We start from the raw sequence: 24,694 nt of genomic DNA on the forward strand, positions 1-24,694 counted from the left end.
CTTTAAGAAAAATATAAAGTAATGTTTAAAAAACAACATATAAACACTGTATGAAAGGACAAAAAATATTATGATGGAACAATACGAATTGAAACAAGAGCTACAACATATTAAAAATAACAATTACGCCGTCCCAGATGATGTGGACGCATATCCATATGCACAATGGATGCTTGACTATATTGGATCACCTGATGCCGAACTGCGTGATGAACTAATTTACAGTACGCTAGAACGCTGGATAACAAGTGGGGTATTTAGACAAAAAGAACTACGCGGACTACTGCTGCAAGCTCTGAGTCCTGATTATTTATTTTATCAAATCGATGAAAAGGGAACAGACTCTGTTTTTAAACGTGCTTTCTCTATTTTAATCCCGCCACTTATTTTATCCGTTCATGAAAAAGAACCGTTCTTGTCTGAAGAACAGCTGTACAGCGTTGCAGAACAAGTTCTTGAGTACGCGTATCTTGAACAGGATGTAAGAGGGTATGTAGAAGGAAAAGGTTGGGCACATTCCACAGCGCATGTTGCAGATGCCCTAAGTGCTCTAGCCCGTACTATACGGAATCGCGAGTTTGGTCATGCAATACTTGCTGCTGTTCGTCATAAGGTTCGTCTACACGATTACTTATATATAAACTCTGAGGATGAGAGATTAGTGACCGCAGTAATGTCTTTACGGAACCAAAATATCTTGTCTCAAGAAGAATGGAAAAATTGGCTTGACAGCTTTACGATCATTGAAGAAGCTCCAGCTCCTCATAATGATATCTTAGTGCAAAATATTAAATCATTCTTAAGAAGCTTGTATTTCCGAACTTTAGAGCATGAGGAAAATTCTGTGTTTACAATTTCTACACTAGAGACTTTGAGAGAATTGAAGAGATTTTAAGCATATATGGACCTTTGGACGCATTGTTCACATATACAGTTTCTCAATATGAATTTACAGTAACTCAATTAGAGAAAATAAAATAAACAATTTAGTATTTTTATGATTAATAAATAATGAAGAATCACGCCGGGGTAAAAGTTTAACTTGATAGATAACTCAATTATCCGGATTTTACCAAGAAGGATAATTAAAAAAATAACAGCCTTTTCTCAATATTTAGTCGGGAAAAGGCTGTTATTTTTTATCAGAAGATGTGATAGGAACATAACAGCCTTTCGTTTAAAATTTTGAACTTGTATATAAATACCATACATACAGTAAAAGCGGAAACAAGAGAGGTAAATTATAATTTGAGAATCAAATAGGTTTTTAATACTTTTTTAAAAATAGCCTTGTAAAATGCAAAATAGATATTCAAATACATTTAATGATGCAGGAGGTCATGGATATGGCTAAAATGGGAAATAAAATGATTACGTTATGTACAGTTGCTGTAGGAATGATTTATACAGCTGGATATATTACTACAGAATCTCCAAAAGCAGAAGTTGAACAAGCTTCCCAAAATATAACGGAATCTACACCGCAACCTAAGGTACCTTCTAGCACTTCCGATTTAACAACTAAAAAGGTTAAAAGTACTTATAAAGATGGGACATATTATGGTCAGGGTGCAAATCATATCGGTTCAGTAGCTGTAGCAGTTACAATTCAAAAAGATAAAATTAAATCTGTACAAATTACAGATTGCACCACTTCTTATTCTCAATCTTACATTGACGACTTACCTCAACAAGTCGTGGACCGACAAAGCGCAGATGTAGATGTAGTTTCCGGCGCAACAAGAAGTACGGAAGATTTTCAAGAAGCAGTTCAGAGTGCTTTATTACAGGCAAAGCAGGCCAATGTATCTTATAAAACACAAAATACAGGAAGTGTGACAGGAAATGCATAATCGAATAAGAAAAACATATGAACAATCCGCCCTTTACATGGGAACAATTATCCATATCAAAGTAGTCACATCACACACAGAAAGATATATAAAAGAAAAAATGGAAAAGGCATTTCAAGCATTTTACGCTGTAGAAAAAGTATGCAGCCGTTTCAATCATCAGAGTGAACTTCGACGTCTATGCACTCAAAGTGGTAAAGTAATTCAAGTCAGTCATATTCTTTTTGAGGCTGTTCGCTATGCTTGGCAAGTAGCTGATTTAACGCAAGGAACATTCGATCTAACATTAGGGCATACACTTCAGGAGTACGGATTTAACCGTCACTATTTAACAGGTGAAGAACTTGTTTCATCTACGGTAGCTCCTGCAAATTATCAAGATGTGATTCTAGATGAAGAAAAACGGACTATTTTGCTGAAAAAACCTCTGTTGTTAGATTTAGGTGCTGTTGCAAAAGGGTTGGCAGTTGACTTAGCTGTTCAAGAACTACGCGATTTTGAAGGCTTTGTCATCGATGCCGGCGGAGATCTTTTTGCTAGTGGTACGAATGAAAGGGGAGAACCATGGGTCATTGGTATTCAGCATCCTTTCCAAAAGGAAAAAACAATTTGTAAAGTTCAGCTAACTGATCAGGCGGTTTGTACTTCTGGCAGCTATGAGCGAAAGAGTCCTGTTCATATGAATGAGCATCATCTCATACATCCACACTTAGGAACGTCTCAGTCCGATATCGTAAGCTGTACTGTAATTGCGCCCTTTACAATGATGGCAGATGCTTTTTCAACAGCAGCTTTTCTATTAGGTAAAAAAGAGGGAGCCGCACTGTTGCAAAACGTTGATCTCGAAGGTATATGGATTACATCCTCTTTAAACATAAATATGACACACGGAGTGGAGGGATATTTGTATGAGCGTGGATAAAAAAGAAAATACAATGAGCGGAGCGAGACAAAAATATGCGATTGCAGACGAAACAAGAGAAAGCCGGAAACGAAAGCGAAGCCATAAACCCTTTATGACTCCTAAAAGACTCGTCTTAGTTATGCTACTTTTATTAATGTTAATAGCCCAGGTAAATATGACCAATTATACTGGTCTTGTTCATGCAGGAATTTCGGCTGCAACTGCAATGTTCATAGATACCTTCATCGCTATGCTAAAAAAACGAAAGCTTACATTTCCAGATGGGGCTGCTATAACAGGCTTAATTGTTGCACTCGTATTAAGTCCAATGGTTTCCTCGTATATTTCAGCATTAACGGCAGCGATTGCAATTGCATCGAAACATCTATTTACAGTTAAGAAAAAACCTATATTTAATCCTGCTGCCTTCGGATTACTTGTTACAGCTGTTTTATTTTCAAGCGGACAAAGTTGGTGGGGAGGACTATCTATGCTTCCTACTTGGTGCATTATGTTTGTATGTATCACAGGATTTTTTGTAACACAGAAAGTAAATAAATTTCCACAAGTCTTTTCATTCTTAGGTGTTTATTTTCTTGCACTTTTGATTATAGGAATTATAGGAACTACAAATGTGGGGGATATGCTAAGAGTCCCATATATAAATTCAACCTTATTTTTAGCATTCTTTATGCTTACTGATCCACCGACTTCTCTAGGAAAGTATAAAGATCAAGTTATATTCGGGATTATTACAGCAATAGCAAGTATAGTTTCTTATATGATGTTTGGAGGGTTAATTTTTCTATTAGTAGGCATATTGATTGCAAATGGATGGAAAGCATTAAAAATTTCTAAAAACAAAAAAACATCACGTACATCATCAGCTTCACCAGCTATTTAAGAAAGAAATATATAGAAAATGGCTTACAATCTGATTATATCCGTATTTCAATTAAAATACCTAGTTCTATATCAACAAAGGGTGTCAAGTTATAGGAAGCAGTTCCTCTTGACACCCTTTGTTAGTCATACTAGGAACTTAATGGTAACACATGTCCCTTTATGCCGTTCACTCCGTATTTTTATTTCTCCATTATGAGCGTCCGTAATCCACTTAGCTATGGACAGCCCTAAACCTGTCCCGCCTTCAGAACGTGTTCTACTCTTATCACTACGATAGAAGCGGTCAAAGATATGAGGAAGTTCCTTATTTGAAATACCGATACCTGTATCTTCTACTATGATAGTGACAAAACTTCCATCCTTGTTGCATGTAACTTTGATTCGTCCATTCTCAACATTGTATTTCATAGCATTATCCATCAATATAACGAGCAGTTGATGAATTCGTTCTTTATCTCCTTTATACATCAGTTGATTGTCCACATCTTCAATAATCGTAATATTCCGCAGCTCTGCAATGGGTTCAAATTGATGAATGATTGTGCTGACTAATTCACCTAGTGCAAACTCCTTCTTTTGAATAAGTATCTGATTCGAATCTGTTTTTGCGAGAGTCAGTAGATCTGATACAAGTTTATTCATTCTCTTTACTTCTTGTAGCACTTTATAAATTGTCATGCTTTCTTGTTCAATTGTATATTGCGGATGACGGAATAATAATTCTAAGTGTGTCTGGATAACAGACAACGGGGTTCGAAGTTCGTGGGAAGCATCCGCTGCAAACTGAGTTTGTTTTTCCCAAGAGTTTTGAATCGGTATAAGTGAGCGATTTGCTAAAAACCACCCTATAAAGAAAGAAATGATAACTCCCGCAAAGCAACCTCCTATAGTCAATATAAGCAAGTTTTGCAGTATAGTCACCTCAGAATCTATATTTAAGACAATCTCAACCGTATGAGCCGATTTCATCCCAATATCCTCCAAATAACGGGATGGTGGTTCAAACTTAAGAATACGATAACTATGCTTATTGATTGTTTGTGTCCATAGTTTGTTGTCCTGAAATCGAGAAGGGGAGAAATCATTAATATCGTTAGAAAAGACAGCATTTTCAGGTATACTTTTTATGAAATGCCCGTTTTCATCCCAAACTAAGTAAACAGTTTTCCGTTCTGATTCTCGTTTGGATTCATGTTCTTTCAAAACATGTTTCATGCCTTCTTGCTGTATTTCTTCAGACACGCTAGCAAGCTTCGAATCAATCTCTGTATAAATAAAATGATTCATATATACATACAAAACAACACCGAATACACATAAAATCAATGAAAAAACAACCGTATTTAAGGTAACAAGTTGCATCTTTGTTTTTTTAAACATTTTGGTCATTTCCTTTGAATATAAAACCGACACCACGTACGGTATGAATAAACGTTTCATCATGAAATGCGTTTAATTTCTTTCGCAAATGATGCACATATACATCTACAACACCGAGCCCTACGTCAGAATCTAACCCCCAAATACGACTAAAAATTTGATCACGGATTAAGATTTGTTCTTTATTTCGTATAAAATATTCAAGTAATTCATATTCCTTAGTCGTCAAATATAACTTATTACCGTCTATATACCCATCATGTTCTTGTATGTGTAATTGGATAGGACCATAGGAAAAATTATGTTCTCCAATCGTTCCTTTTTCTCGTAACAGTACGCGTATTCTTGCAAGCAGCTCTGGTACTGCAAACGGCTTAATCAAATAATCATCTGCGCCAACATCTAAGCCTTTTACACGGTCTTCTACACTATCTTTAGCAGTAAGAAGAAGAATAGGGGTCTTAACGGAAGCAGCACGTACTTCTTTCACAATTTCAAATCCATTCATTTCTGGAAGCATGATATCTAAAATAATAGCATCATAAATATTTTGCTTGGCCATGAATAATCCTTCATCACCAGCTACAGCGCAATCAATTTCATATCCTTCTTCTTGTAAAACTGCCATAACTCCTTCTAAAAGAGGCTGATCATCTTCAATTATTAAAATCTTCATTATTTCCATCCATCCCGTTAAGTTTTTAATCATATATACCTTATTATATAGGATTCACGTACCAATGTATAAAGGAAACAGTTAGTTCACAATAAAGTCATCGATTTCAAACAAATAAGAAAGGGTGGTATTATGCTAGAAAATTTAACTACTGAAACTCGCAATAAAAAACAATAAATTTAGAATGAGGTAGATTAAAAGTAAATCCTTATAAATTACATATGAAGACAAAAAAATATTTTCATGAATGAATAGAATACAAAATCTTTCAAGAGAAAAAAGAAATTGAGGTACAGAAGCTAGTAAATTCAATAACTAGTGATTCTAAAACATATGCAAGTTTATCATAAAGTTAAACATACAATACACATCGATGTAATCTACTAGTTATAAGTGTATCTTTATTACGTGTAAATTTAATGTACAATTCTTAAAACAAAATATATTTTAATAGAAATATTTTAATAAAAACATTTGAATCACTCCAATGAATTGGTAAAATTATATATGTTATCAATTTATTGGAAGGGGAAAAATAATGAAAAAGAAAATTATTACTTGTTTACTTTCTACTACACTATTAATTCCAGCTGTTGCTCATGCGGAGGAGACTAAGGCAACTCAAAATACTGCTAATGCTTCTAAACTTACAAATGTAAGTATTGCTAGCCAAAAGCAAGGATGGGTACAAGAACGCGGATATTGGTATTTCTATGACAAAAATGGTAATAGAGTAACAGGTTGGCTAAATGACGGCGGAAAGTGGTATTATCTATATGATTATAGTGGTATTATGCAAACTGGCTGGCTGTCAATCAAAGATAAAAAAACTGGAGTAACTTCATGGTATTATTTCGATCCTAACACCGGTGTGATGCAAACGGGTTGGGTGAAAGTTAATGGATATTGGTATTTCTTAAATAATAATGGCGTAAGGCAAACGGGTTGGCTAAATAATGGTGGAAAGTGGTATTATCTTGGCACTTACGGACAAATGGAGACAGGAAGAACGTCTGTAGACAACGTATATTACTACTTCGATAAAAATTCAGGGGCTATGCAAACAGGTTGGATACAAGAATATGGTTCTTGGTATTATTATAACAACAATGGGGCCCAACACAAAGGGTGGTTACAACTTGGCGGAAGTTGGTACTACCTTGACTCTTATTCAGGTTATATGAGAACGGGTTGGGCATTAATTGATAACCAATGGTATCAATTTAATAGTAACGGTGTTTGGATTGGATAATTTCATAATAAACAAAAAATAGGTTGCATTGCTTACTGCAACCTATTTTTTGTTTATCTGGACAGGCTATAGATTGAAAGAATCATACCCATTTAAACTAGAATTTATATTTAAGTAAAAAATAAAGACTTTAGCAACTAAAAAAGATGCTAAAGTCTTTATTTTATTGGTTATCTTTTTATTAACGGTAGACGGAACATTTGTTCTTTGGATATGATATATAAGAAGGTATACTCAATTTTTATATCTGTTGAAAGGGGATACTCCTAATGTGTAAACAGGGCAAAAGAAAGTCTAAATGCATGTTGGAAAAGGCCGAAATGATTAAGTTATATTTAGAAGGTTCTAGCACATCAGATATCGCAAACTTAGCTAATGTTTCTTCTAGATACGTTCGCATGGTCCTAACAGATAGCAACATTGAAAAGAGCGCGCGTGGAAGCTGGAAGCGTAAATATGATTTAAATGAAGATTACTTTAAAACTTGGTCTAACAACATGGCATATATTTTAGGTTTTTTCGTTGCTGACGGTGTAATAGCCAAAAACAGTCACACAGTTAGTATTTCTCAAAAAGAAAAAGGGATTTTGGAAGATATGAAAAAAGAAATAAATTCAAACCATCCACTATATAAAAACCAAAATACCGGTGTATATATATTGAACTTAAATAGCAAAATCATGAAAAACGACCTAATAAATTTGCACAGCATTACTCCTTGCAAATCATATGATGTACAATTCCCATATGTTCCGGAAGAATACTTACATCATTTTATTAGAGGGTACTTTGATGGAGGTGAACATGTTAATCCTAAAAAATATTTTGTAAGTTTTGTTAGCGGCTCATATCTTTTTATGAATTCTTTAAAAGAAGTGTTAACCGATCAGAACTACAAACCTAAGTTTGTTAATAAAGAAAAACAGTATCGTATATATTTAAGTGGCAAAAACGAAATTCAACATTTTGCAGAATGGATTTATAAAGACAAAGAATTATTCTTACAAAGGAAATATGAAATTTTTCAACAGAAAAAATAAATTATCTTTCAGTTAGTGTGCAAACTTTAGACAAGCACACTAACTGATTTTTTATTTATGACAAGAAGATAAAAACAGGGAGGAATAAAAAAACAAACTTACTTAGATTAAGTTAATTTATTTTTTTAGTTTACATAATATAAATTATAGGAAGTTGTAAAATGAAAGGAGTTTCATATCTCTAAAACCAAGTAAACTATATATTTTGAGACGAAATAGAGATTTTTAAAACGATTTATAGCATGTTTAAATAAGCTTTGAAATTATTGAATTTCAAACAACTCACTATAATTTCATTCAGCAAAATCCTTCACACACAGCCGGAGAAATTTCTTATTAAATGATCAGAGCCGTAATTTATATTTATTTTGCACTTAAACAGTTTATTTTCTGACTTGTTTTTCATTTTACATTCGATATTGATATCTTGTTTTCTAAATATACACAGAAATGTGTTTTATATAAAAATCTTCTATAATCCTAGCTCTGGCCTATTTTTTCTTCACTTAAGTTCAATCGCTCTTAGTTAACATAATATATTTATGGAACAAAAAAATCCTCCCTTGTTATTTTAGGAAGAATTTTAATAAATGACTTGTATTCTATTAGATATAATCTTTCCTATAAAATGCGCATTTGTTATCTTTTCTATTTGACGTATTAAATGTAAAATACCGCTTTTTCGATTATGATAGATAACTTTTCGCTCTTCATTCCGATATATTTGCACTAGTTTTACTTATCTTCATTTTTTGTGCTGATGGTGGACAAGTTAAATTGTGTTCGTAAATTTTTTTATTAATCATTTCAACCATTGCAGTAATTTCTTCTTTTTCTATGCATGTATGCAATTTTTCCTTTAACGCATCGATTTCTTTTGAAAGTTCAATCCACCTCGGTAAAATATGATTATCCTTCATCGTCTTATATAGCTGTTTTTCTGGATTATAAGAGAGACTTTTATCAATTTGCAGTGGTTTTCCTTTGCCTACTAAGTCATCAAATACGCCTTCTTTTTGAGCGCGTTTAATAATAGAGCTAATATGATCTTCGTACGTATATGACCATACTTTTTCATCTTTCACTAAAATTTCTTGTTTCTTTAATGCTTTATCTAAATCTTTTTCTCTATCTTTCATATGTTTTCTCCTCCCTTTTTATTATTTCATGGGGATTTTAAATTGTTGTAAAGATACTAATCCTTGAGCAAACTGTTTATGCCACCACAATTCATCGTGACCACCAGGGAATTCAACATAGGTGATTTGATATTCTTTTTCTTTAAGCACTTGTGATAACCTCCTATTTGCTTCTAACAATGGTTTATTTTCCAGCTCCCCAGCGCTCATATAAATATGTAGTGGTAATGTGCTGCTTCTTTTAAATTGATTTTCGATCCAAGGATGTGGTCCTGTGTAATTGTCTTTTTTCCAATGCACAGAACCAGACATTGATAAAACATTTCCGAAGAGATCTGGATATTCCAATGCTGCATAAAAAGCTGCTAAACCACCAAGACTGAATCCACCAATTGTTGTATGATATGGATTTGCATTAACATGATATCTTTGTTGAATCCAAGGAAATAGTTCTTTTGTTAAAAACAGATTCATTTCCCCATAAAATGTGAGTTCTGTAAATCGATCTACATGATCAATGCCAATTAGAATACACGGTGGAATTTCTTTTGTATGTATAAGATGATCTAGTGTTGCAGCTGCTGATAACGTCCGCAGCATAGAACTGCCATCAAACATGATAAGAAGGTCGTAAGGAGCTTGTTCAGGTGAGTAATTATGCGGAGTATATATCCAAAGTTGTCGTTCATTCTTCAATATAGAACTATGAAACTGATATGTTTCTACTTTTCCTTTTGGGGTTTGAGTTTGTTGCTTTGTTTTATCAATTTGTGACGATAGGCCTAACTCTAAAACAGATATTGGTCCTGCTTTATGCTCAAATATTTTAGAATTAAATGGATCACGCTTATAGTTTTTACTTCGCTTTACCCAATCTTGTTCAAAGTCATCATTAATTGAAAAATAATACGTCGAAGCAAACCTTTCTTTTGTTCGAAATGTTTTAAACCATATGTTTGTATGTGAAAGCTTGTTCATTTCATTTGCCGCTATATCCCAACCAGGAAAACTGCCAAATACATATGCATTTTCAGTTTTTTCATCACCTAACCAAATATATGTAACAAGATGGTACTCAGCATCAATTGGACAAGTCTCCACTATAGGTATTTCTTGTTTCTTTATACTTTCTAAAAACAATGTAACAGCAGAAGGATTTTCTTGATTTAATTGCTTCGCCAAATCATGCATAATTGGACTCATTAGTTTCTTCATTTTTTGCCCCCCTTTTCTCTTTTCAACTCAATACTTATTTCAGTACCAAGTTGATTGTTTCCTGGTTATTTACTATAAGTATAGTGTATATTTTGTGAACAAATTTTATATTTAAGACCGTATAGAATAAAGTATTAGACTATAAAAAACTTTACAAACTAAAAAGGTGTTTTCTAGACGTGAAAACACCTTTCTTAACATAAATCCAGTTTCAAGTAGTTAAAGTGTACTAACCCAACATGTTTCTATGTCATGTTCTTGAATTTTTTTCATAAGTGTTTGTACGGCAGCATCCGGCATGACTTTATATCTTTTCAAGTTATCTTCATTAGGTACAATCCAATAAAAATCCAGATGAGATTCTCTAGATTTAGGAGGTGTTTCTGCATTTAAGTTATCACTGTTAACTTTAAATACATGATTAATTTCATAATGTAGTGTGTCTCCATCTTTCCACTGATTTTCAATGACACCAAGGAATTTTTCAATTGAACAAGCTGTACCTATTTCTTCTACCCACTCTCGTATAAGTGCATTTTCGACTGACTCACCTAATTCAATATGTCCCCCAGGTAAAAAAGAATGATGTCCCTTAAAATGTGCTACCAAAAGCTTTCCGTCTTTTATAAGCACACCCCTGACAATGTGGTGAAAGCGAGTTCTCATATTTTGGTCCTCCTTATTTACTCTTCAGATAGTAAATTCTAATGTAAGAAGTAAAATTCCTTTGCCGGTTGGATATAGATGAGTATTGTTAGAACGGTTTGTTTTTTTATTGTAAAAATACGGTAAATGAAATTAGATTGAACAAAAGTTGTTCAATCTAATTTCATGGCGCTGCTATGCTTTTCAGTACAATCGCCCAATCTTGACGACCATTTTAACAAAATATTATTTTATTTAATCCACTGTTTCAGCTGCTCAAATTGATTTTTGGCATCACTATAACCAAGTTCATATAAATGAACTAATCTTTCTTTATTCCGTTCTAATCCACTTGCAGGTAATTGAACACTTGGTTGTATAACAAAGAAATTCTCTTTTTGTTTCTCTGAATAAAGATAAGATATAGTATTGTTATAGATTTCGTAATGCTCCACAAGGCGATTTGCTACATTAGGATAATGTCGATACAACCATTTCGCAATAGATGACAGTTTGTTTCGTTGTTTTTCAAATCCTGCTGGTTTCGTCATAATGACTACATTTTTTTGAAATCCATCAGCCTGTGCTTTCTGAATCGGAATTGGGTCTGTAATTCCTCCATCTAGTAACTTTTTATCATCATATTCAACTGCCGGAGCAATAAATGGCACTGAACTTGATGCACGAATAATTTTTAAAATATCATTTCCATGTTCATGCTTATTGTAATACACAGCCTCTCCTGTTTCACAATCAGTCGTACCAATAACAAACTGTTCTGCTCCATTTAAGAATGTCTGAAAATCAAACGGAACAACTCTGTTAGGTACTTCATCAAATAAAAAGTCCATGCCAAACAATTCACGTTTTCGTAAAAAATTCCGAAATGATATGTAGCGTGGATCGCTTACAAGTTCTGTGTTTACTTTCTTATTTCTTCCTTTTTGACGAGATAAATACGTAGCAGCCATACAAGCCCCTGCTGAAACACCTATCACATAAGGAAAATAAAGATCTTTTTCCATGAAAAATTCTAATACACCTGCTGTATAAAGTCCTTTCATTCCTCCGCCTTCTAAAACTAATCCGATATTGTTCATATATTGTCCCTCTATCATATTTCAATTTCAAATTCGTAGTGTATAAAAAGTTCTTACACAAATATATTAGCATAAGATATTATGATGAAGTATTAAATTGTTTCATTGCAATTGAAAATTAATTCTTATATTGAAAAGTAAGAACCTGCTTTTCCGTTACATGTTACAATAAAAGAAACTTATTCTATACATAAAGGGGGAATTCATAATGGGTTTATTTAATGGTATTTTAGGAAATGCATCTGATGCAGATATAAGTAGCGTAGAACGTGATCTACAAGCGATTATGTTAGACGATGAGCAAGTAGAACACGCTTATAAGTTAATTCGTGATTTAATTGTATTTACAAATCGCCGAATGATTTTAGTAGACAAACAAGGTATGACTGGTAAAAAAACAGAATATCATTCTATTCCATATAAAAGTATTACACAATTTAGCATAGAAACAGCTGGTCATTTCGATTTAGATGCTGAGTTAAAAATTTGGGTATCAAGCATGTCTACTCCGATTTCGAAAGAATTTAGAAAAGACGATAGTATTTACAACATTCAAAAAGCACTTGTAGCTTACACAACAAAATAACAATAATGTATTTTTATACAGAAATAAAAGTATTTACCCCGTATATTTTGGAACAACATACATTAATTTTGATTAAAAATACAAAAAAAGACTATCCCTATCACAAGATAGTCTTTTTTGTATTCTATCATATTATCTTTTTTATATTTTAAATAATCTTGTTCGGCTATTAAGACAGACGTAATCTATTATTTACTAAAAAAATATTATAAAAACTTTTTTTAATGATACTTGTCCAAACCATATCTATTCTATTTCATATAATGATTCTAGTTAGATAATACTAACTAATAATTTAAACCCAATTTGGAGGGATATTGGAATGGATGATTTAAAAAAAATGATTTCTTCAACACTTAACGGAAAACAAAAGAACGAAATATTCACTATACTACTTTCAGATATTTTAAATAGAAATGATATAACAGATTCATCTCTAAAAAATTTACCCCCAGAGAAAAAAACACAAATCAAAAAAATCTTTTCTGAATTAAAAAATCAAATTAATAACATTTTAGATTAAAAGGAGAGAGTTTATGTCGGGAGTTTGGTATCCAAACGAAGATAAAAAGTGGAACGCACTAGATTCTTCAAAGCCTCATCCATCATTCTACGATCCAACAATTTCAGAAGAAGCTAAGCAAAAAAATAAAATTTATCAATTATCCGAAGAATATATATCGATTGTTGATTCCGCTGATGTTCAAGTTACTACAACAGATACAAAAGTGGCACTATCGATTCAAGCCTCATTACAAGCAGCAATTATTGCGATTCTAAGTATATCTATTGCAGATGGCGAAAAAGCTGATAAAATTGCACAAGAGCTTTTTCAAAAATCTGCCATTTCGCAAATTACTAAACAACGTACTGTGATTAAAAATTCTAGAAATGTTTCAGTAACTACTACAGATACTGATATAGCAGTAAATATTCAAGTCCTTCTTCAAATTTTATTAGCTTTATTAGTTAAACTAAAAGTTTTATAAAGATAATTTAACTTTTCTAGCAAGGTTGTGAAATAATACACTTACCCATTCCATTCCCTCCCCTCCTATTGGGATTTTTCACTTGAAACTTTGTTAGACAAACTAAACACATCACATACAAAAAAGAGTTTTTTATTTATTTTGAGTAAATATATTATCAACATTAGCTATAGGAATTTATAACAGTATCCTTATTAAACTAAATGGATATAGTTTAATAAGGATACTGTTAATTCAAATTTAAATTAATGCCTACTTAGGGGGAAAGTAGGCATTTTAAACTTCAATTATTATAGGAAGAATCATTGGCTTTCTTTTTGTATGTTCGTATAAAAATTGTCCAAGTGTTTCTTTTACTTCTTTTTTAAGAACATTCCACTGGTTAATATTGGTTTTTAGTAAATTATTAATGGTTGTTACAGCTAATTGATTAATTTTCTTCATAAAATCTTCTGAATCACGTACGTATACAAATCCACGAGAAATTATATCTGGACCAGAAATCATTTTTCTATCTGTTTTACTAAGAGTTATAACTATAACAAGCATACCATCCTCTGCAAGCTGTTTACGGTCACGTAAAATAATATTTCCAACATCACCAATACCCAATCCGTCTACATATACATTTCCTGCAGGTATTCGTCTAGTTTGATAAGCAACTTGGTTCTTTATATCAACAACATCACCGTTATTCATAACATAAATATTATCTTTCTCAACACCAACGGACTCTGCTAAAAGACGATGATGGTGTAGCATTCTAAATTCTCCATGAATCGGAATGAAATATTTTGGCTTCATTAAAGTGAGCATTAATTTTAATTCTTCTTGATAAGCATGTCCAGAAACGTGCATTCCTGTTGAACTTCCCGATCCATAAATTACATTTGCTCCTAATAAAAATAAGTTGTCTACAATACGAGAAACATTTCGTTCATTTCCTGGTATAGGAGTTGCAGCTATAATAACAGTATCTTCCGGCAGGATATCTACCTGTCTATAGTTTCCACTAGCTAAACGAGCTAAAGCGGCCATAGGCTCACCTTGACTGCCAGTACAAAGAATTGCTACCTTTTCCGGCTCCATTTGATTGATTTCATGTGCTTCAATTAACATTCCCTCTGGAATATTTAAATATCCTTGCTCCAATGCAACAGATACTACATTTACCATACTCCTTCCAAGCAAAGCGAGTTTTCGATTTGTTTTACATGCAGCATCTACCACTTGCTGCAGGCGATTCACATTAGAAGCAAAAGTAGAAAGAATAACTTTTCTGCGCGCTTTTAGAAATGCTTCTTCAATATGTTCGCCTACAAATCGTTCTGATGGAGTAAATCCAGAACGTTCTGCATTTGTACTTTCAGAGAGTAAAGCTAAAACACCATTACTTCCGATTTTAGCCATTTTATGGATATCTGGATATTGATTATTTACAGGAGTCAAATCAAACTTGAAGTCACCTGTATGTACTACTGTACCTTCTGGTGTATGAAAAGCAATGCCAATACAGTCTGGAATGCTATGATTCGTTTTGAAAAAAGATAGACTTATTTGTCCAAATTCAATTAACGATTCAGAGTCAATAACAAATAGATCTGTTTCATTTCGAAGTTTATGCTCTTTTAATTTAACTTCAATTAGCCCTAGCGTTAAACGTGTTGCATAAATTGGCACGTTTAGTTGTTTTAATAAATATGGAATACCTCCAATATGATCTTCATGTCCATGTGTAACAACTAAAGCCCGAATCTTATCTTGATTTTCCTTTAAATATGTAATATCAGGGATAATCAAATCAATTCCTAATAAACTTTCATCGGGAAACTTTGAACCACAATCAATTATCACAATGTCATTTGCATACTGTATAACATACATATTTTTTCCTATTTCCTTTATGCCGCCTAAAGCAAAAATGGATAGTGTATTTTCTGCTTTGTTCAAAATGAATACCCTCCTTTTTCAAACTTATATTGCTTATTAAAAATCGATCTGTTTATATATTTTCCAACACTTACAAATTTATTATCTGTTACAAGATGAATAAGTATATTATTTACTTCTTTGACTGAACATAGTTAAAGGTGTTAAAAGGTGCATTTAAGAAACTAGGAGGTTCTAGAATTATGAAAGCTGTGACTTATCAAGGGCCAAATTTTGTTGAAGTTAATCAGGTGGAAGATGCAAAACTTGAAAAGAAAGATGATATTATCGTAAAAATTACCTCTACTGCTATTTGTGGATCTGATTTACATTTATATCAAGGGAACATGCCATTACCTCCAGGATATATTATTGGCCACGAACCGATGGGTATTGTAGAGGAAGTAGGACCCGATGTCACCAGGGTCAAAAAAGGAGACCGTGTTGTAATTCCTTTCAATGTTTCATGTGGGCATTGTTTTTATTGTCAGCACGAAATGGAGAGTCAATGCGATAATTCAAATCCTCACTATGATTCTGGTGGATACTTTGGCTATACAGAGAAATTTGGCAACCATCCAGGTGGCCAAGCTGAATATTTGAAAGTTCCTTTTGGAAATTTTACTCCGTTTGTTATTCCTGAATCATGCGAACTTGAAGATGAATCATTACTTTTTTTATCCGACGTTCTCCCAACTGCATATTGGAGTGTAATAAACGCAGGTGTAAAACCGGGCGATACTGTCATTGTTCTTGGCTGTGGACCTGTTGGATTGATGACTCAAAAATTTGCATGGATGAAAGGTGCTAAACGTGTCATCGCTGTTGATTACTTAGATTATCGTATAAATCATGCTAAAAAAATGAACAAAGTTGAGGTATTCGAGTTTACAAAATATCCTGATATGGGAGAGCATTTAAAAGAAATTACTAATGGCGGTGCCGACGTAGTTATTGATTGCGTTGGTATGGACGGAAAAAAATCACCTCTTGAATATCTCGAACAAAAATTAAAACTACAAGGTGGTACTCTTGGTCCTATTCAAATTGCTACGAAAGCCGTTCGGAAATGTGGAACTGTGCAAATAACGGGTGTTTATGGAGGAAACTACAATGTATTTCCTTTAGGAGCATTTTGGACTAGAAATATAAATCTTAAAATGGGACAAGCCCCCGTCATTCATCTTATGCCAGAACTGTTTCAAAAAATAACGAATAACGAGTTTGATCCAAGAGAAATTATTACACATAAAATGCCTCTTGAAGAAGCAAGTCATGGTTATCAAATTTTTAATAATCGTGAAGACAATTGCATAAAAGTCGTTTTGAAACCATAGTCACACCTATTTTATACAAATAATGTAGAGAATAAGACTTCTATAATCCTATTAAATAATCACTCATATTTAATTTTATGCACATAAATAAAGCACTGCATTTGCAAATGCAGTGCTTTTAACTTTAAACTATATCAACTACTAAATGTCACAAAAACATCTTTAAGTTCCACTTCAACCATTGAAGTTCAAGTTCATTTCAAATAGACGTAACCACAGCAAGCGCAAAGCCGTCATATCCTTTGGAACCAACAGTTTGAATTGCCGTTGCGCTCAAGCGTGGCTCAGTAGCGATCAACTCGTAGAATCGCCGTATCCCTTGAACACTCTGATCAACATTAGAATCTTCTATTACTGCACCATCACGTATGACATTATCTGCAATGATTAAAGTACCTGGACGTGAAAGCTTCAATGCCCACGCTAAATAATACGGATTATTGGGCTTATCAGCATCAATAAAAATAAGATCAAACGGTTCATGCTTTTCATTAACAAGTTGCTGTAATGTATTTAATGCTAGTCCAAGGCGTACCTCCACTATATCACTTAAATTAGCACGCTTAATGTTAGAACGAGCTACTTCTGCATGCTTTGGATCTGCTTCTAACGTAAGAAGACGACCATCTTTAGGCAATGCTCGCGCTAACCAAATTGTACTATAACCACCTAACGTGCCAATTTCTAGTATGGTGCGTGCTCCTTTAATTTGCGCAAGCAGCTGCAGAAATTTCCCTTGATTCGGAGAAACATCGTGCGCCGGTAAGCCAGAATCTGCGTTAACTTGAAGTACCGTATCAAGTACAGGATCAGACAGAATCAGTAAATCAGTTATATAGCGATCTACCTCAGTCCATTTATTAGATATCCCCATATAAACTGTCCCCCTTTGCATTTCAACTGCTTAATTTAATTACCACCCTAATCGATCACGAAGAGAAGTAATATGTGCGGTATGATGACGACCGTGCCATGCATAAAGACCGATCGTTACACCTAATTTACTCGACCCTGATTCAGGATGATGAAACGTTTTTTCAAAATCATTAGATTTCATAGATCGCAGCAAAGTAACCCATCTCGTATGTAATGATTCTAAAAGTGCTAGGGATACATCTATTGGTAGCTGTGAATCAGGAAGCTCTGCCCATTTTTCTTCCATATACGGTTTAATCGTTGGATTATTTTCTGTCAGAGCTAATTTAAACCGAATATAACTATTCATATGACTATCTGCAATATGATGAACGACTTGGCGAACTGTCCATCCGCCAGGACGATACGATGTATTAAGCTGCTCATCTTGTAAATCCTTTATTGCTTCCTTTAGCTTCGCAGGAAGGTTTTCGATTTCTTTTATCCAGTTCTCTATTAAATCTGTGGTAGGATTACCTTCATAAGTAAATTGACCGATCGGATAACGTAAGTCCATAATTGTATTGCTCTCCTTTTTTAGTTAGAATGTCTCCAAATATAATGGATAAAATCAATTTTTTGGCCTTGTAATTCTGCTGCATTTTCATCAATTGAGATACGTGAAAAATGGTTCTTTTCTAATAGTTTTTGAGAAGAAAAATTATTATTCGTTGTTTTCGCGTGAATTTCAGTAACTTGATAGTTTGCTGCTTCATCTAAGAGGAATTTTACAGCTTTAGTTGCAACACCTCTTCCAACATATTTTTCTCCTAATCGATAGCCAAGGTACCCAAATTCTTTATCTTTCTCAATATCTACTAAATTGATTCGCCCAACAATTGTTCCTGCATGATTTCTTATGAGGTGAAAATATGAAATACCTTCAAATTGTTCTTTTAATAATTCATAGAAAATCTTTTGAAACGTTTCATATGTATAGTAATCTTCACCACGGCTAGGCACCATCTTTTCGAAAAAAGCCCGGTTACTACATTCAAAAGCAAACAATTCTTCTGCATCTTGTTCCTTTAACTTTTCTATGTAGATTTCCATTCGCTAACCATTCCTTTTCAAAATGAATCAACTATATAAATTTGCTATTTCGTCACAAAATCCTGCTGAAAAAAGGCTACTTTCCTCGACCCGTAAATATAGCGAACAGTACTTTAGGATGAAAAAGATGTAAAGGACTACGAATTAAGTTCATAACGTTAGCCAATCGAATATAAATTTCCGGATTAAAAGCAGAAAGACGATATATCTTTTTGGTGTACCACTGTTTAAATGGTTGCATAAGAGGTCTTTCCCCTTTAATGTTCGAAACGCGAAATGCTTCTGTTGTAGTCATATCCCACGGCGTTGCTATCAACTTCGAAATACTCCTATGAAATTTGTAGGTGAAATCTTTTTCGAGATGTTTATTTTCCCGGAGACACCTTTCCAACTCTAAAGCTTCCATTGCAGCGACTGAAATCCCTTGTCCAAAAACAGGATCAAAACGGCAGTGAGCATCTCCAATTACTAAAAAACCTTCCGGAACATGCCTTATTAAGTCGAATCGGCGACGCACTTGATAAGGAATTTTATGTATTCTTATATCTGAAAGAGGCTCTGCTATTTCAAGAAATCTTTTCACATCAGGGACTGGTAATTTCTGAGCATAAGCAAAGAATTCTTCATCAGTTTGCGGAGCACGCTCATTTGCGTAACCGCTAAAAGTTACATAAAAACGATCGTCTTCAATTGTTTGAATAAGAGCACCATAAGGGTTTTCAGGAAAACTAGGAGAAACAAGAAGGTTACACCAATCTAGTCGTTCTTTTGTTTTTAAACGAAATACTCTAGTAGCATAAAATAGTTGAATCCATACTTTTTCCTCTTTAACCTGTATACCATGTGTTTGTAGCCACTCTACACTTTTTGACCCAAATCCGCTTGCATCCACAACTACATTTGCATGAATTTCTTCTTTTGCACCTGTTTCAAGATTTTTCACTCGTACTCCGTATACTTGATTATGCTCTTCATCTATCAAAATTTGTTCAACCATCATTCTATATTTAGTTACAATATTAGCTACTTGATCAATTCGTTTTTTTAAATGCCACTCAAACATAGGGCGACTTTGTTGAACCATAGTTAAATCTCCTGTAAATTGTGATTTCCAACAGCCAAAATGATGCCACTTCACATCTTGTGTAAAATTATTTACAATACTTTTATCCTCGATTAATTGTGAAGTAATTTGAGGGAATAATTTTTCGATTGCTTCTTCTCCGCCTTTTAATAAAACATGCGGGTGATAACTTTGCGGCACCCTCTTTCTAGGAGTCTTTTCCGTCCATTCTTCACCTATTTCTAAAATTATTACTTTCTGAAAAAAATGAGATAAAGTCTTTGCAGCAAGTTTTCCAGCAATGCTTCCTCCAATTACAATCGCGTTCTCCAATATGTTACCCCCTATCTTCCTTGTTCCCTAGTTCTCTATTAATTTTACTACTTTAAGATCTCTTAACATAACAAATTTAAAAATCCTGTATCATAATACGAATACAGGATTTTAATTTCTAGTGATATGTCATTCATCTTTACTTTTCATTACAAGAATCGCATGCGCAAATAATCCACAAGCAATCCCAATAAAAATTCCGATGTTAGGCTTTTCTAATAACATTCCACCAGCTAAACCTAGCATAAAGAATCCCCCATACAATAACCTTACCATTTTCTCATGTTTTTTCATGTTCCTCCTCCCTTAAAATACACCAGCAAATTGTAAGGTAAGAATGAGAAGCCCAAGGGCCCATACATAATACGCAAATGTTTTTAAAGAATGATGTTTTAAATATTGAATCATCCATGAGACAGCAATATATCCAAAGAATGCTGCAGATAATGTACCAACAATAAGGGACATGTTAGAGATTGCTTCTGCTTTTCCTTGAAAAACATCAACTAACTGTAAGATAATTGCTCCAACAATTGCAGGTGTTGATAATAAAAATGAGAAATAAGCCGCTGTTTCACGATCTAACTTTCTCCAAAGTGCTGCGACGATGGTCATTCCTGAACGAGATATTGCTGGGAAAATAGCAAAGGCTTGAAACGAACCAATAATAAATGCGTCTTTATATGTAATATCGTTCATCTTCTTCCGTCCGCTTTTTTGTTTCTCTGCCATATATAAAAATAAACCTGTAATCAAAAATTCCCACCCGATCGTTATACCTGTTTTGGAAATCTCTTCAAAGAAATCTTTAAATAGTAAACCAATTACGACTGCAGGAATTGTTCCGATAATTAATAAATACGTTAATTTTGAGAATGGATTTTTTATTAAATAGAGAAATTCTTTTTTATAGTAAATAAAAACCGCTACTAACGTCCCTATATGAAGCATCGTATCTAAAAAAAGTCCTGCCTCATCTAAACCAAAAAGGTGTCTTCCTAAATACAAATGACCGGTACTGCTAATTGGTAAAAACTCTGTTAAACCTTGAATAATTCCTAAGATAAAGGCTTCTAACCAATTCATGATTGTCTCCTTTCAAATTTGCTTGTACCAGTATATGTTTGTCTTTTTTTAGTTATGTAAAGTTACTCGTTTTTAATAGATTCTTATATTGGATGACAATTATGTGATTTATAAAATAAAGTGATAACAATTGACAATAGAGAACTCTTAAAGATAATATAAATATATACATAAGAATGTACGTTCGTTTTATAAGAATGAAAGTTTTTGTCTTTATATTTAATAAAAGGAGTGAATAGGAAATGGAAAACTCAAATCAAAAAATTACTACCTTCTTAATGTTCCCTGGAACAGCCGAGGAAGCAATGAAGCATTACACTTCTATATTTGATCAATCAGAAATCATAAGTATTTCTCGAAACGAAACTGCTGAAGAGGGAAAAGTGCTGCATGCTACGTTTTCATTAAAAGGACAACTATTTATGTGTATTGATAATAGTAATAAAGATGTACATCAATTTACTCCTGCTATGTCCTTGTTTGTTTCTTGTGATACAGAAGAAGAAATTGATCGAGTTTTTGATAAGTTATCTGAGGATGGCGCAGTATTAATGCCGTTAACTGCTTCTCCTTGGAGTGCAAAATTTGCTTGGATCCAAGATAAGTACGGTGTTTCTTGGCAATTGAATCTTGCAAAAATGTAGTTGTAAAATAACGTTCATTTAAAACTACTTCTAAAACACTCATAATTAAGCCAAAACAAAAGAATCCATTTTGAAAAATTAGATTGATCAAAATGGATTCCCTAATTAGAAATCTAAATTTAGTTTTTATAAAAATAATTAATCAGAACTCATAGATATACTATGAAAAAAACGTTTCTACCATTGTTATAAAGTTTACTGAATTACAAACTATTCATTAACCTTGGCTGCGCAAACCCCATTCTACACATTGACCAGTTAAATGTTGTTTTTTGAATTTCATCACAAATATCCCACAAATTATTTACTAAACGTAATTCAACATTACATTTAAACAGTTCTTGAAATAAATCAGCTACTTCTAATTTAGCAATCGGAATTTGTGTTGTTTCACTTATATAATAACCAGCATTCTCGTCTTGAAGTGTAAATTGCTTTTTATCAAATTCATACAAGTATAACTTTGTATTTTTCATCGTTTCAAACCATTTGTTTTCAATAACTACTACATGTGAACCAGATTTTGAAGATACATATGTTTGCTTGTCGATTTCAGATGTATTTGGTCCGATATGATAGCAAACACGTGGACAATTTCTAGGTGTTAAAAAGTTAGGTAAGCATTTATCATCTATCGCCCATACAAGTCCTTTCGTTGGATCTAGGTCCGTTCGAGTAGGTATTCGGGGCTGAAACACTTGAATATGACTCTCTTCACTTACATGGAATATCCGCACACGCTTTCCTCCTGAATCTTCGAATTGAGGATACATTATCAAGAACTAATTCGTAAACAGGCATATAGAATATAGGTACTACTACTAGACTTCAACTAAAATGACCTCAGGACAACACTGAGGTCATTTTTTTCAGAACTTTTTATTTAAAAAATACTTTATCTACATTATATTTCGCCTGAAGTTCATTAATAATATATGTTTCGTAAATTTCTCTTTCCATTGGATCTTCTACGATACATGCATCAATTCGATATACTTCATCTCTATGTGCTTTCATTGGTGAAACAGTATCTTCAAAATGCTTTTTAATTCTTTGTCTTAATTTTCTTGCTTTCCCAACGAATAAAAGCTCGTCATTAATATTATAAAACATAAAAATGCCGCCCTTATCTCTCGGAATTAAATGAAAATCAATAAACCCGCTAATCGGAGTTATTCTTGGTTCATCACCTTTTATTACTTGCTTACGCTCTGTAATCGTAACGTCTGGAGTTGGTATCTCAATTTTGATCACTGTATGTCACGTCCTTTTTTTGTTATAAAGGAAAATAGTATCACAATTATGTAAAAAAAACCATTATAATGTTATTCCATGTATATATGCGGGCTGAACAAAGAGCTCTCTCTTTTCAATGAAAACTCATGAATTATTTGAGGAATAGAATCTCCGGTCTCAAAACACTTATATAACGTTTTGTTTTGCTTCACCTCCTCTACTTTACGCATGCGAGCTAATAATTTGATAAGTAACTGTTATTAAAAATAATATAAGTATGTAATGATACCTTTTAAAGTAAAAAAGATGCTAGATAGCATCTTTTTTACTTTAACTAACTACTTAGTTATATTTTTAGCTAAATCACTTTTATTTTTTCCATATAACATATAAAAAACTAGTCCAATAAGCATCCAGATTTTAAAGCGAATCCATCATTTGATATTAAGAATAAGTAAGAGTTCGTCATTGCAACTCCAAATGTATCCGCTTAGCTTCAAAATAAAGAACCTGAATAAATCTTTTCACATCAATACGGGGAGGTACTGTTGGCTCATTATTCAATTCTGTCATCTTTCTCCTTACGGTTGTAAAATCAAAAAACCTAGAAGCGTAATTTTCGAACTTAGGGTTTAAAAAATCAGTAAGTCCAAGGGATGCTAAATGGTTTAATGACTGGTAAATCGCCCTCCGGATCCGTTGTTTGGAGGCTTCAATGGATCTTTTTAATTCGGCCTCTTCGATTGATTCTCCAAGTCTTTTTTGAGCTAAATTGAAAAAAATCTCTTTTAGAGAGGGAAACCCTTGTTCGAACGTTTTATCTTGTTCATATTTATATAAATAATCCAACATGTCCATTAGATCTTTACTTCCGCTTTCAGTGTCTATCCCTAATTCAGATAGAAGAAAATGAACGGAATTTTGAAAATGGCTGGAAGTACTTATATGTTTTTCGTTACGGTATTTTCCCTGTGAACTTTGATAGCTATCCAATTTAAGCACAGTATTGAGTGATTCTTGAATGTTTTTTATCGATTTTTCCAATTTGATTCGTTCAATTACTTTCTGAACGACTGTTAATACTTCAATCCGGTTAATCGGCTTGATAATAAAGTATTCAACACCAAGCGAATACGCTTCAGCAATTAATTCTTTTGATTCTACTTGAGAAACCATGATGATTTTTCCTTTGAATGACGGTTTTATTTGACGAATCGTTTTTATTCCATCTTGAATCGGCATTAACAAATCGATAAATAAAATGTCTATATTTTTCAAGATTAGCATTTGTTGATCTACCAATGAGCCATTCTCAGCTTCTCCTGCAACCTCTCCAAGATCTTCATCCTCGATAATTTGGGCCAACATTAAGCGAACTGCTTTCTCATCATCTACTATATAAAAATTCATAGA

At 33.3% G+C, this 24,694-nt stretch carries 28 protein-coding genes; 11 read left to right on the top strand and 17 right to left on the bottom strand.

Going from position 1 to position 24,694, the window contains the following annotated elements:
• Positions 1 to 70 precede the first annotated feature (70 nt).
• The 4 genes from AB1279_RS12645 to AB1279_RS12660 all read left to right on the top strand — a co-directional run bounded on the left by AB1279_RS12645 (position 71) and on the right by AB1279_RS12660 (position 3,661).
• Positions 71 to 895 (top strand): DUF2785 domain-containing protein, encoded by an 825-nt coding sequence (locus AB1279_RS12645; protein WP_429759098.1) that lies wholly within the window; start codon positions 71 to 73, stop codon positions 893 to 895.
• Between the two features lie 451 nt (positions 896 to 1,346).
• Complete coding sequence (locus tag AB1279_RS12650; RefSeq protein WP_429759100.1) at positions 1,347 to 1,853, top strand: FMN-binding protein; 507 nt, start codon at positions 1,347 to 1,349, stop codon at positions 1,851 to 1,853.
• A complete protein-coding gene (locus AB1279_RS12655; RefSeq protein WP_429759101.1) occupies positions 1,846 to 2,775 on the top strand; it encodes an FAD:protein FMN transferase in 930 nt (309 codons plus the stop codon). The genes AB1279_RS12650 and AB1279_RS12655 overlap by 8 nt, the downstream gene beginning before the upstream one ends.
• Positions 2,762 to 3,661 (top strand): RnfABCDGE type electron transport complex subunit D, encoded by a 900-nt coding sequence (locus tag AB1279_RS12660; protein WP_429759103.1) that lies wholly within the window; start codon positions 2,762 to 2,764, stop codon positions 3,659 to 3,661. Before AB1279_RS12655 ends, AB1279_RS12660 begins: the two co-directional genes overlap by 14 nt.
• A gap of 125 nt (positions 3,662 to 3,786) precedes the next feature.
• Here the strand turns inward: AB1279_RS12660 and AB1279_RS12665 are convergent, their stop codons facing one another.
• Both AB1279_RS12665 and AB1279_RS12670 read right to left on the bottom strand, forming a co-directional pair.
• Complete coding sequence (locus AB1279_RS12665; RefSeq protein ID WP_429759104.1) at positions 3,787 to 5,043, bottom strand: sensor histidine kinase; 1,257 nt, start codon at positions 5,041 to 5,043, stop codon at positions 3,787 to 3,789.
• Complete coding sequence (locus AB1279_RS12670; protein ID WP_429749742.1) at positions 5,036 to 5,719, bottom strand: response regulator transcription factor; 684 nt, start codon at positions 5,717 to 5,719, stop codon at positions 5,036 to 5,038. Before AB1279_RS12670 ends, AB1279_RS12665 begins: the two co-directional genes overlap by 8 nt.
• Positions 5,720 to 6,257: 538 nt before the next feature.
• Here AB1279_RS12670 and AB1279_RS12675 point away from each other — a divergent pair.
• Together AB1279_RS12675 and AB1279_RS12680 are read left to right on the top strand one after the other, a co-directional pair.
• Complete coding sequence (locus AB1279_RS12675) at positions 6,258 to 6,971, top strand: N-acetylmuramoyl-L-alanine amidase family protein (RefSeq protein ID WP_429759106.1); 714 nt, start codon at positions 6,258 to 6,260, stop codon at positions 6,969 to 6,971.
• 269 nt (positions 6,972 to 7,240) lie between these two features.
• Positions 7,241 to 8,011: an LAGLIDADG family homing endonuclease gene (locus tag AB1279_RS12680; RefSeq protein WP_429759108.1), complete on the top strand. Its 771-nt coding sequence runs from the start codon at positions 7,241 to 7,243 to the stop codon at positions 8,009 to 8,011.
• Positions 8,012 to 8,721: 710 nt separating this feature from the next.
• Here AB1279_RS12680 and AB1279_RS12685 read toward each other — a convergent pair.
• The 4 genes from AB1279_RS12685 to AB1279_RS12700 form a co-directional block, all read right to left on the bottom strand.
• A complete protein-coding gene (locus AB1279_RS12685; protein ID WP_429759110.1) occupies positions 8,722 to 9,150 on the bottom strand; it encodes a DUF1992 domain-containing protein in 429 nt (142 codons plus the stop codon).
• A gap of 21 nt (positions 9,151 to 9,171) precedes the next feature.
• Positions 9,172 to 10,365: an alpha/beta hydrolase gene (locus AB1279_RS12690; RefSeq protein ID WP_429759112.1), complete on the bottom strand. Its 1,194-nt coding sequence runs from the start codon at positions 10,363 to 10,365 to the stop codon at positions 9,172 to 9,174.
• Positions 10,366 to 10,584: 219 nt separating this feature from the next.
• On the bottom strand, positions 10,585 to 11,031 hold the full coding sequence (locus tag AB1279_RS12695) for an NUDIX domain-containing protein (protein ID WP_429759113.1): 447 nt from the start codon (positions 11,029 to 11,031) through the stop codon (positions 10,585 to 10,587).
• 230 nt (positions 11,032 to 11,261) lie between these two features.
• Positions 11,262 to 12,110, bottom strand: a complete 849-nt coding sequence (locus AB1279_RS12700) for a patatin-like phospholipase family protein (RefSeq protein WP_429759114.1) — start codon at positions 12,108 to 12,110, stop codon at positions 11,262 to 11,264.
• A gap of 208 nt (positions 12,111 to 12,318) precedes the next feature.
• Here AB1279_RS12700 and AB1279_RS12705 point away from each other — a divergent pair, with 208 nt between their 5' ends.
• The 3 genes from AB1279_RS12705 (at position 12,319) to AB1279_RS12715 (ending at position 13,685) form a co-directional block, all read left to right on the top strand.
• Entirely contained in the window at positions 12,319 to 12,696 is a 378-nt protein-coding gene (locus AB1279_RS12705) for a PH domain-containing protein (RefSeq protein WP_429759116.1), read from the top strand.
• Between the two features lie 322 nt (positions 12,697 to 13,018).
• The gene (locus tag AB1279_RS12710; RefSeq protein WP_429759118.1) at positions 13,019 to 13,219 is read left to right on the top strand and encodes a spore coat protein; all 201 of its coding nucleotides are present in this window, start codon (positions 13,019 to 13,021) and stop codon (positions 13,217 to 13,219) included.
• Positions 13,220 to 13,232: 13 nt separating this feature from the next.
• Positions 13,233 to 13,685: a spore coat protein gene (locus tag AB1279_RS12715; RefSeq protein ID WP_429749764.1), complete on the top strand. Its 453-nt coding sequence runs from the start codon at positions 13,233 to 13,235 to the stop codon at positions 13,683 to 13,685.
• 276 nt (positions 13,686 to 13,961) lie between these two features.
• On the opposite strand, the gene AB1279_RS12720 is transcribed toward AB1279_RS12715, so the two are convergent.
• Positions 13,962 to 15,635, bottom strand: a complete 1,674-nt coding sequence (locus AB1279_RS12720) for a ribonuclease J (RefSeq protein WP_429759119.1) — start codon at positions 15,633 to 15,635, stop codon at positions 13,962 to 13,964.
• Positions 15,636 to 15,817: 182 nt separating this feature from the next.
• On the opposite strand from AB1279_RS12720, the gene AB1279_RS12725 reads away from it, so the two are divergent.
• Positions 15,818 to 16,951 (top strand): zinc-dependent alcohol dehydrogenase, encoded by a 1,134-nt coding sequence (locus AB1279_RS12725; protein WP_429759120.1) that lies wholly within the window; start codon positions 15,818 to 15,820, stop codon positions 16,949 to 16,951.
• 199 nt (positions 16,952 to 17,150) lie between these two features.
• Here AB1279_RS12725 and AB1279_RS12730 read toward each other — a convergent pair whose 3' ends face one another.
• The 6 genes from AB1279_RS12730 to AB1279_RS12755 all read right to left on the bottom strand — a co-directional run bounded on the left by AB1279_RS12730 (position 17,151) and on the right by AB1279_RS12755 (position 21,401).
• The gene (locus tag AB1279_RS12730; protein WP_429759122.1) at positions 17,151 to 17,825 is read right to left on the bottom strand and encodes an O-methyltransferase; all 675 of its coding nucleotides are present in this window, start codon (positions 17,823 to 17,825) and stop codon (positions 17,151 to 17,153) included.
• A gap of 39 nt (positions 17,826 to 17,864) precedes the next feature.
• Complete coding sequence (locus AB1279_RS12735; RefSeq protein ID WP_429761382.1) at positions 17,865 to 18,386, bottom strand: YfiT family bacillithiol transferase; 522 nt, start codon at positions 18,384 to 18,386, stop codon at positions 17,865 to 17,867.
• A 17-nt stretch (positions 18,387 to 18,403) separates the two neighbouring features.
• Positions 18,404 to 18,919, bottom strand: a complete 516-nt coding sequence (locus tag AB1279_RS12740; RefSeq protein WP_429759124.1) for a GNAT family N-acetyltransferase — start codon at positions 18,917 to 18,919, stop codon at positions 18,404 to 18,406.
• A 76-nt stretch (positions 18,920 to 18,995) separates the two neighbouring features.
• A complete protein-coding gene (locus tag AB1279_RS12745; RefSeq protein WP_429761384.1) occupies positions 18,996 to 20,318 on the bottom strand; it encodes an NAD(P)/FAD-dependent oxidoreductase in 1,323 nt (440 codons plus the stop codon).
• 126 nt (positions 20,319 to 20,444) lie between these two features.
• Positions 20,445 to 20,609, bottom strand: a complete 165-nt coding sequence (locus AB1279_RS12750; protein ID WP_429759125.1) for a hypothetical protein — start codon at positions 20,607 to 20,609, stop codon at positions 20,445 to 20,447.
• A gap of 12 nt (positions 20,610 to 20,621) precedes the next feature.
• The gene (locus tag AB1279_RS12755; RefSeq protein WP_429759127.1) at positions 20,622 to 21,401 is read right to left on the bottom strand and encodes an undecaprenyl-diphosphate phosphatase; all 780 of its coding nucleotides are present in this window, start codon (positions 21,399 to 21,401) and stop codon (positions 20,622 to 20,624) included.
• Between the two features lie 242 nt (positions 21,402 to 21,643).
• Here AB1279_RS12755 and AB1279_RS12760 point away from each other — a divergent pair, with 242 nt between their 5' ends.
• Positions 21,644 to 22,045, top strand: coding sequence for a VOC family protein (locus AB1279_RS12760; protein ID WP_429759128.1), 402 nt, complete (start codon positions 21,644 to 21,646; stop codon positions 22,043 to 22,045).
• Between the two features lie 203 nt (positions 22,046 to 22,248).
• On the opposite strand, the gene AB1279_RS12765 is transcribed toward AB1279_RS12760, so the two are convergent.
• The 4 genes from AB1279_RS12765 to AB1279_RS12780 form a co-directional block, all read right to left on the bottom strand.
• Positions 22,249 to 22,782, bottom strand: a complete 534-nt coding sequence (locus tag AB1279_RS12765) for a DUF6886 family protein (RefSeq protein WP_429759130.1) — start codon at positions 22,780 to 22,782, stop codon at positions 22,249 to 22,251.
• Positions 22,783 to 22,924: 142 nt separating this feature from the next.
• Positions 22,925 to 23,299: a nucleotide excision repair endonuclease gene (locus AB1279_RS12770; RefSeq protein WP_429749779.1), complete on the bottom strand. Its 375-nt coding sequence runs from the start codon at positions 23,297 to 23,299 to the stop codon at positions 22,925 to 22,927.
• Between the two features lie 320 nt (positions 23,300 to 23,619).
• Positions 23,620 to 23,712, bottom strand: coding sequence for a hypothetical protein (locus tag AB1279_RS12775; protein WP_429761386.1), 93 nt, complete (start codon positions 23,710 to 23,712; stop codon positions 23,620 to 23,622).
• Positions 23,713 to 23,746: 34 nt separating this feature from the next.
• Positions 23,747 to 24,691, bottom strand: coding sequence for a response regulator (locus AB1279_RS12780; RefSeq protein ID WP_429759132.1), 945 nt, complete (start codon positions 24,689 to 24,691; stop codon positions 23,747 to 23,749).
• Positions 24,692 to 24,694 lie beyond the last annotated feature (3 nt).

This window comes from Bacillus sp. S14(2024) (genome assembly GCF_050473785.1).
In the GTDB taxonomy this organism is placed as follows: Bacteria; Bacillota; Bacilli; order Bacillales; family Bacillaceae_G; genus Bacillus_A; species Bacillus_A yunxiaonensis.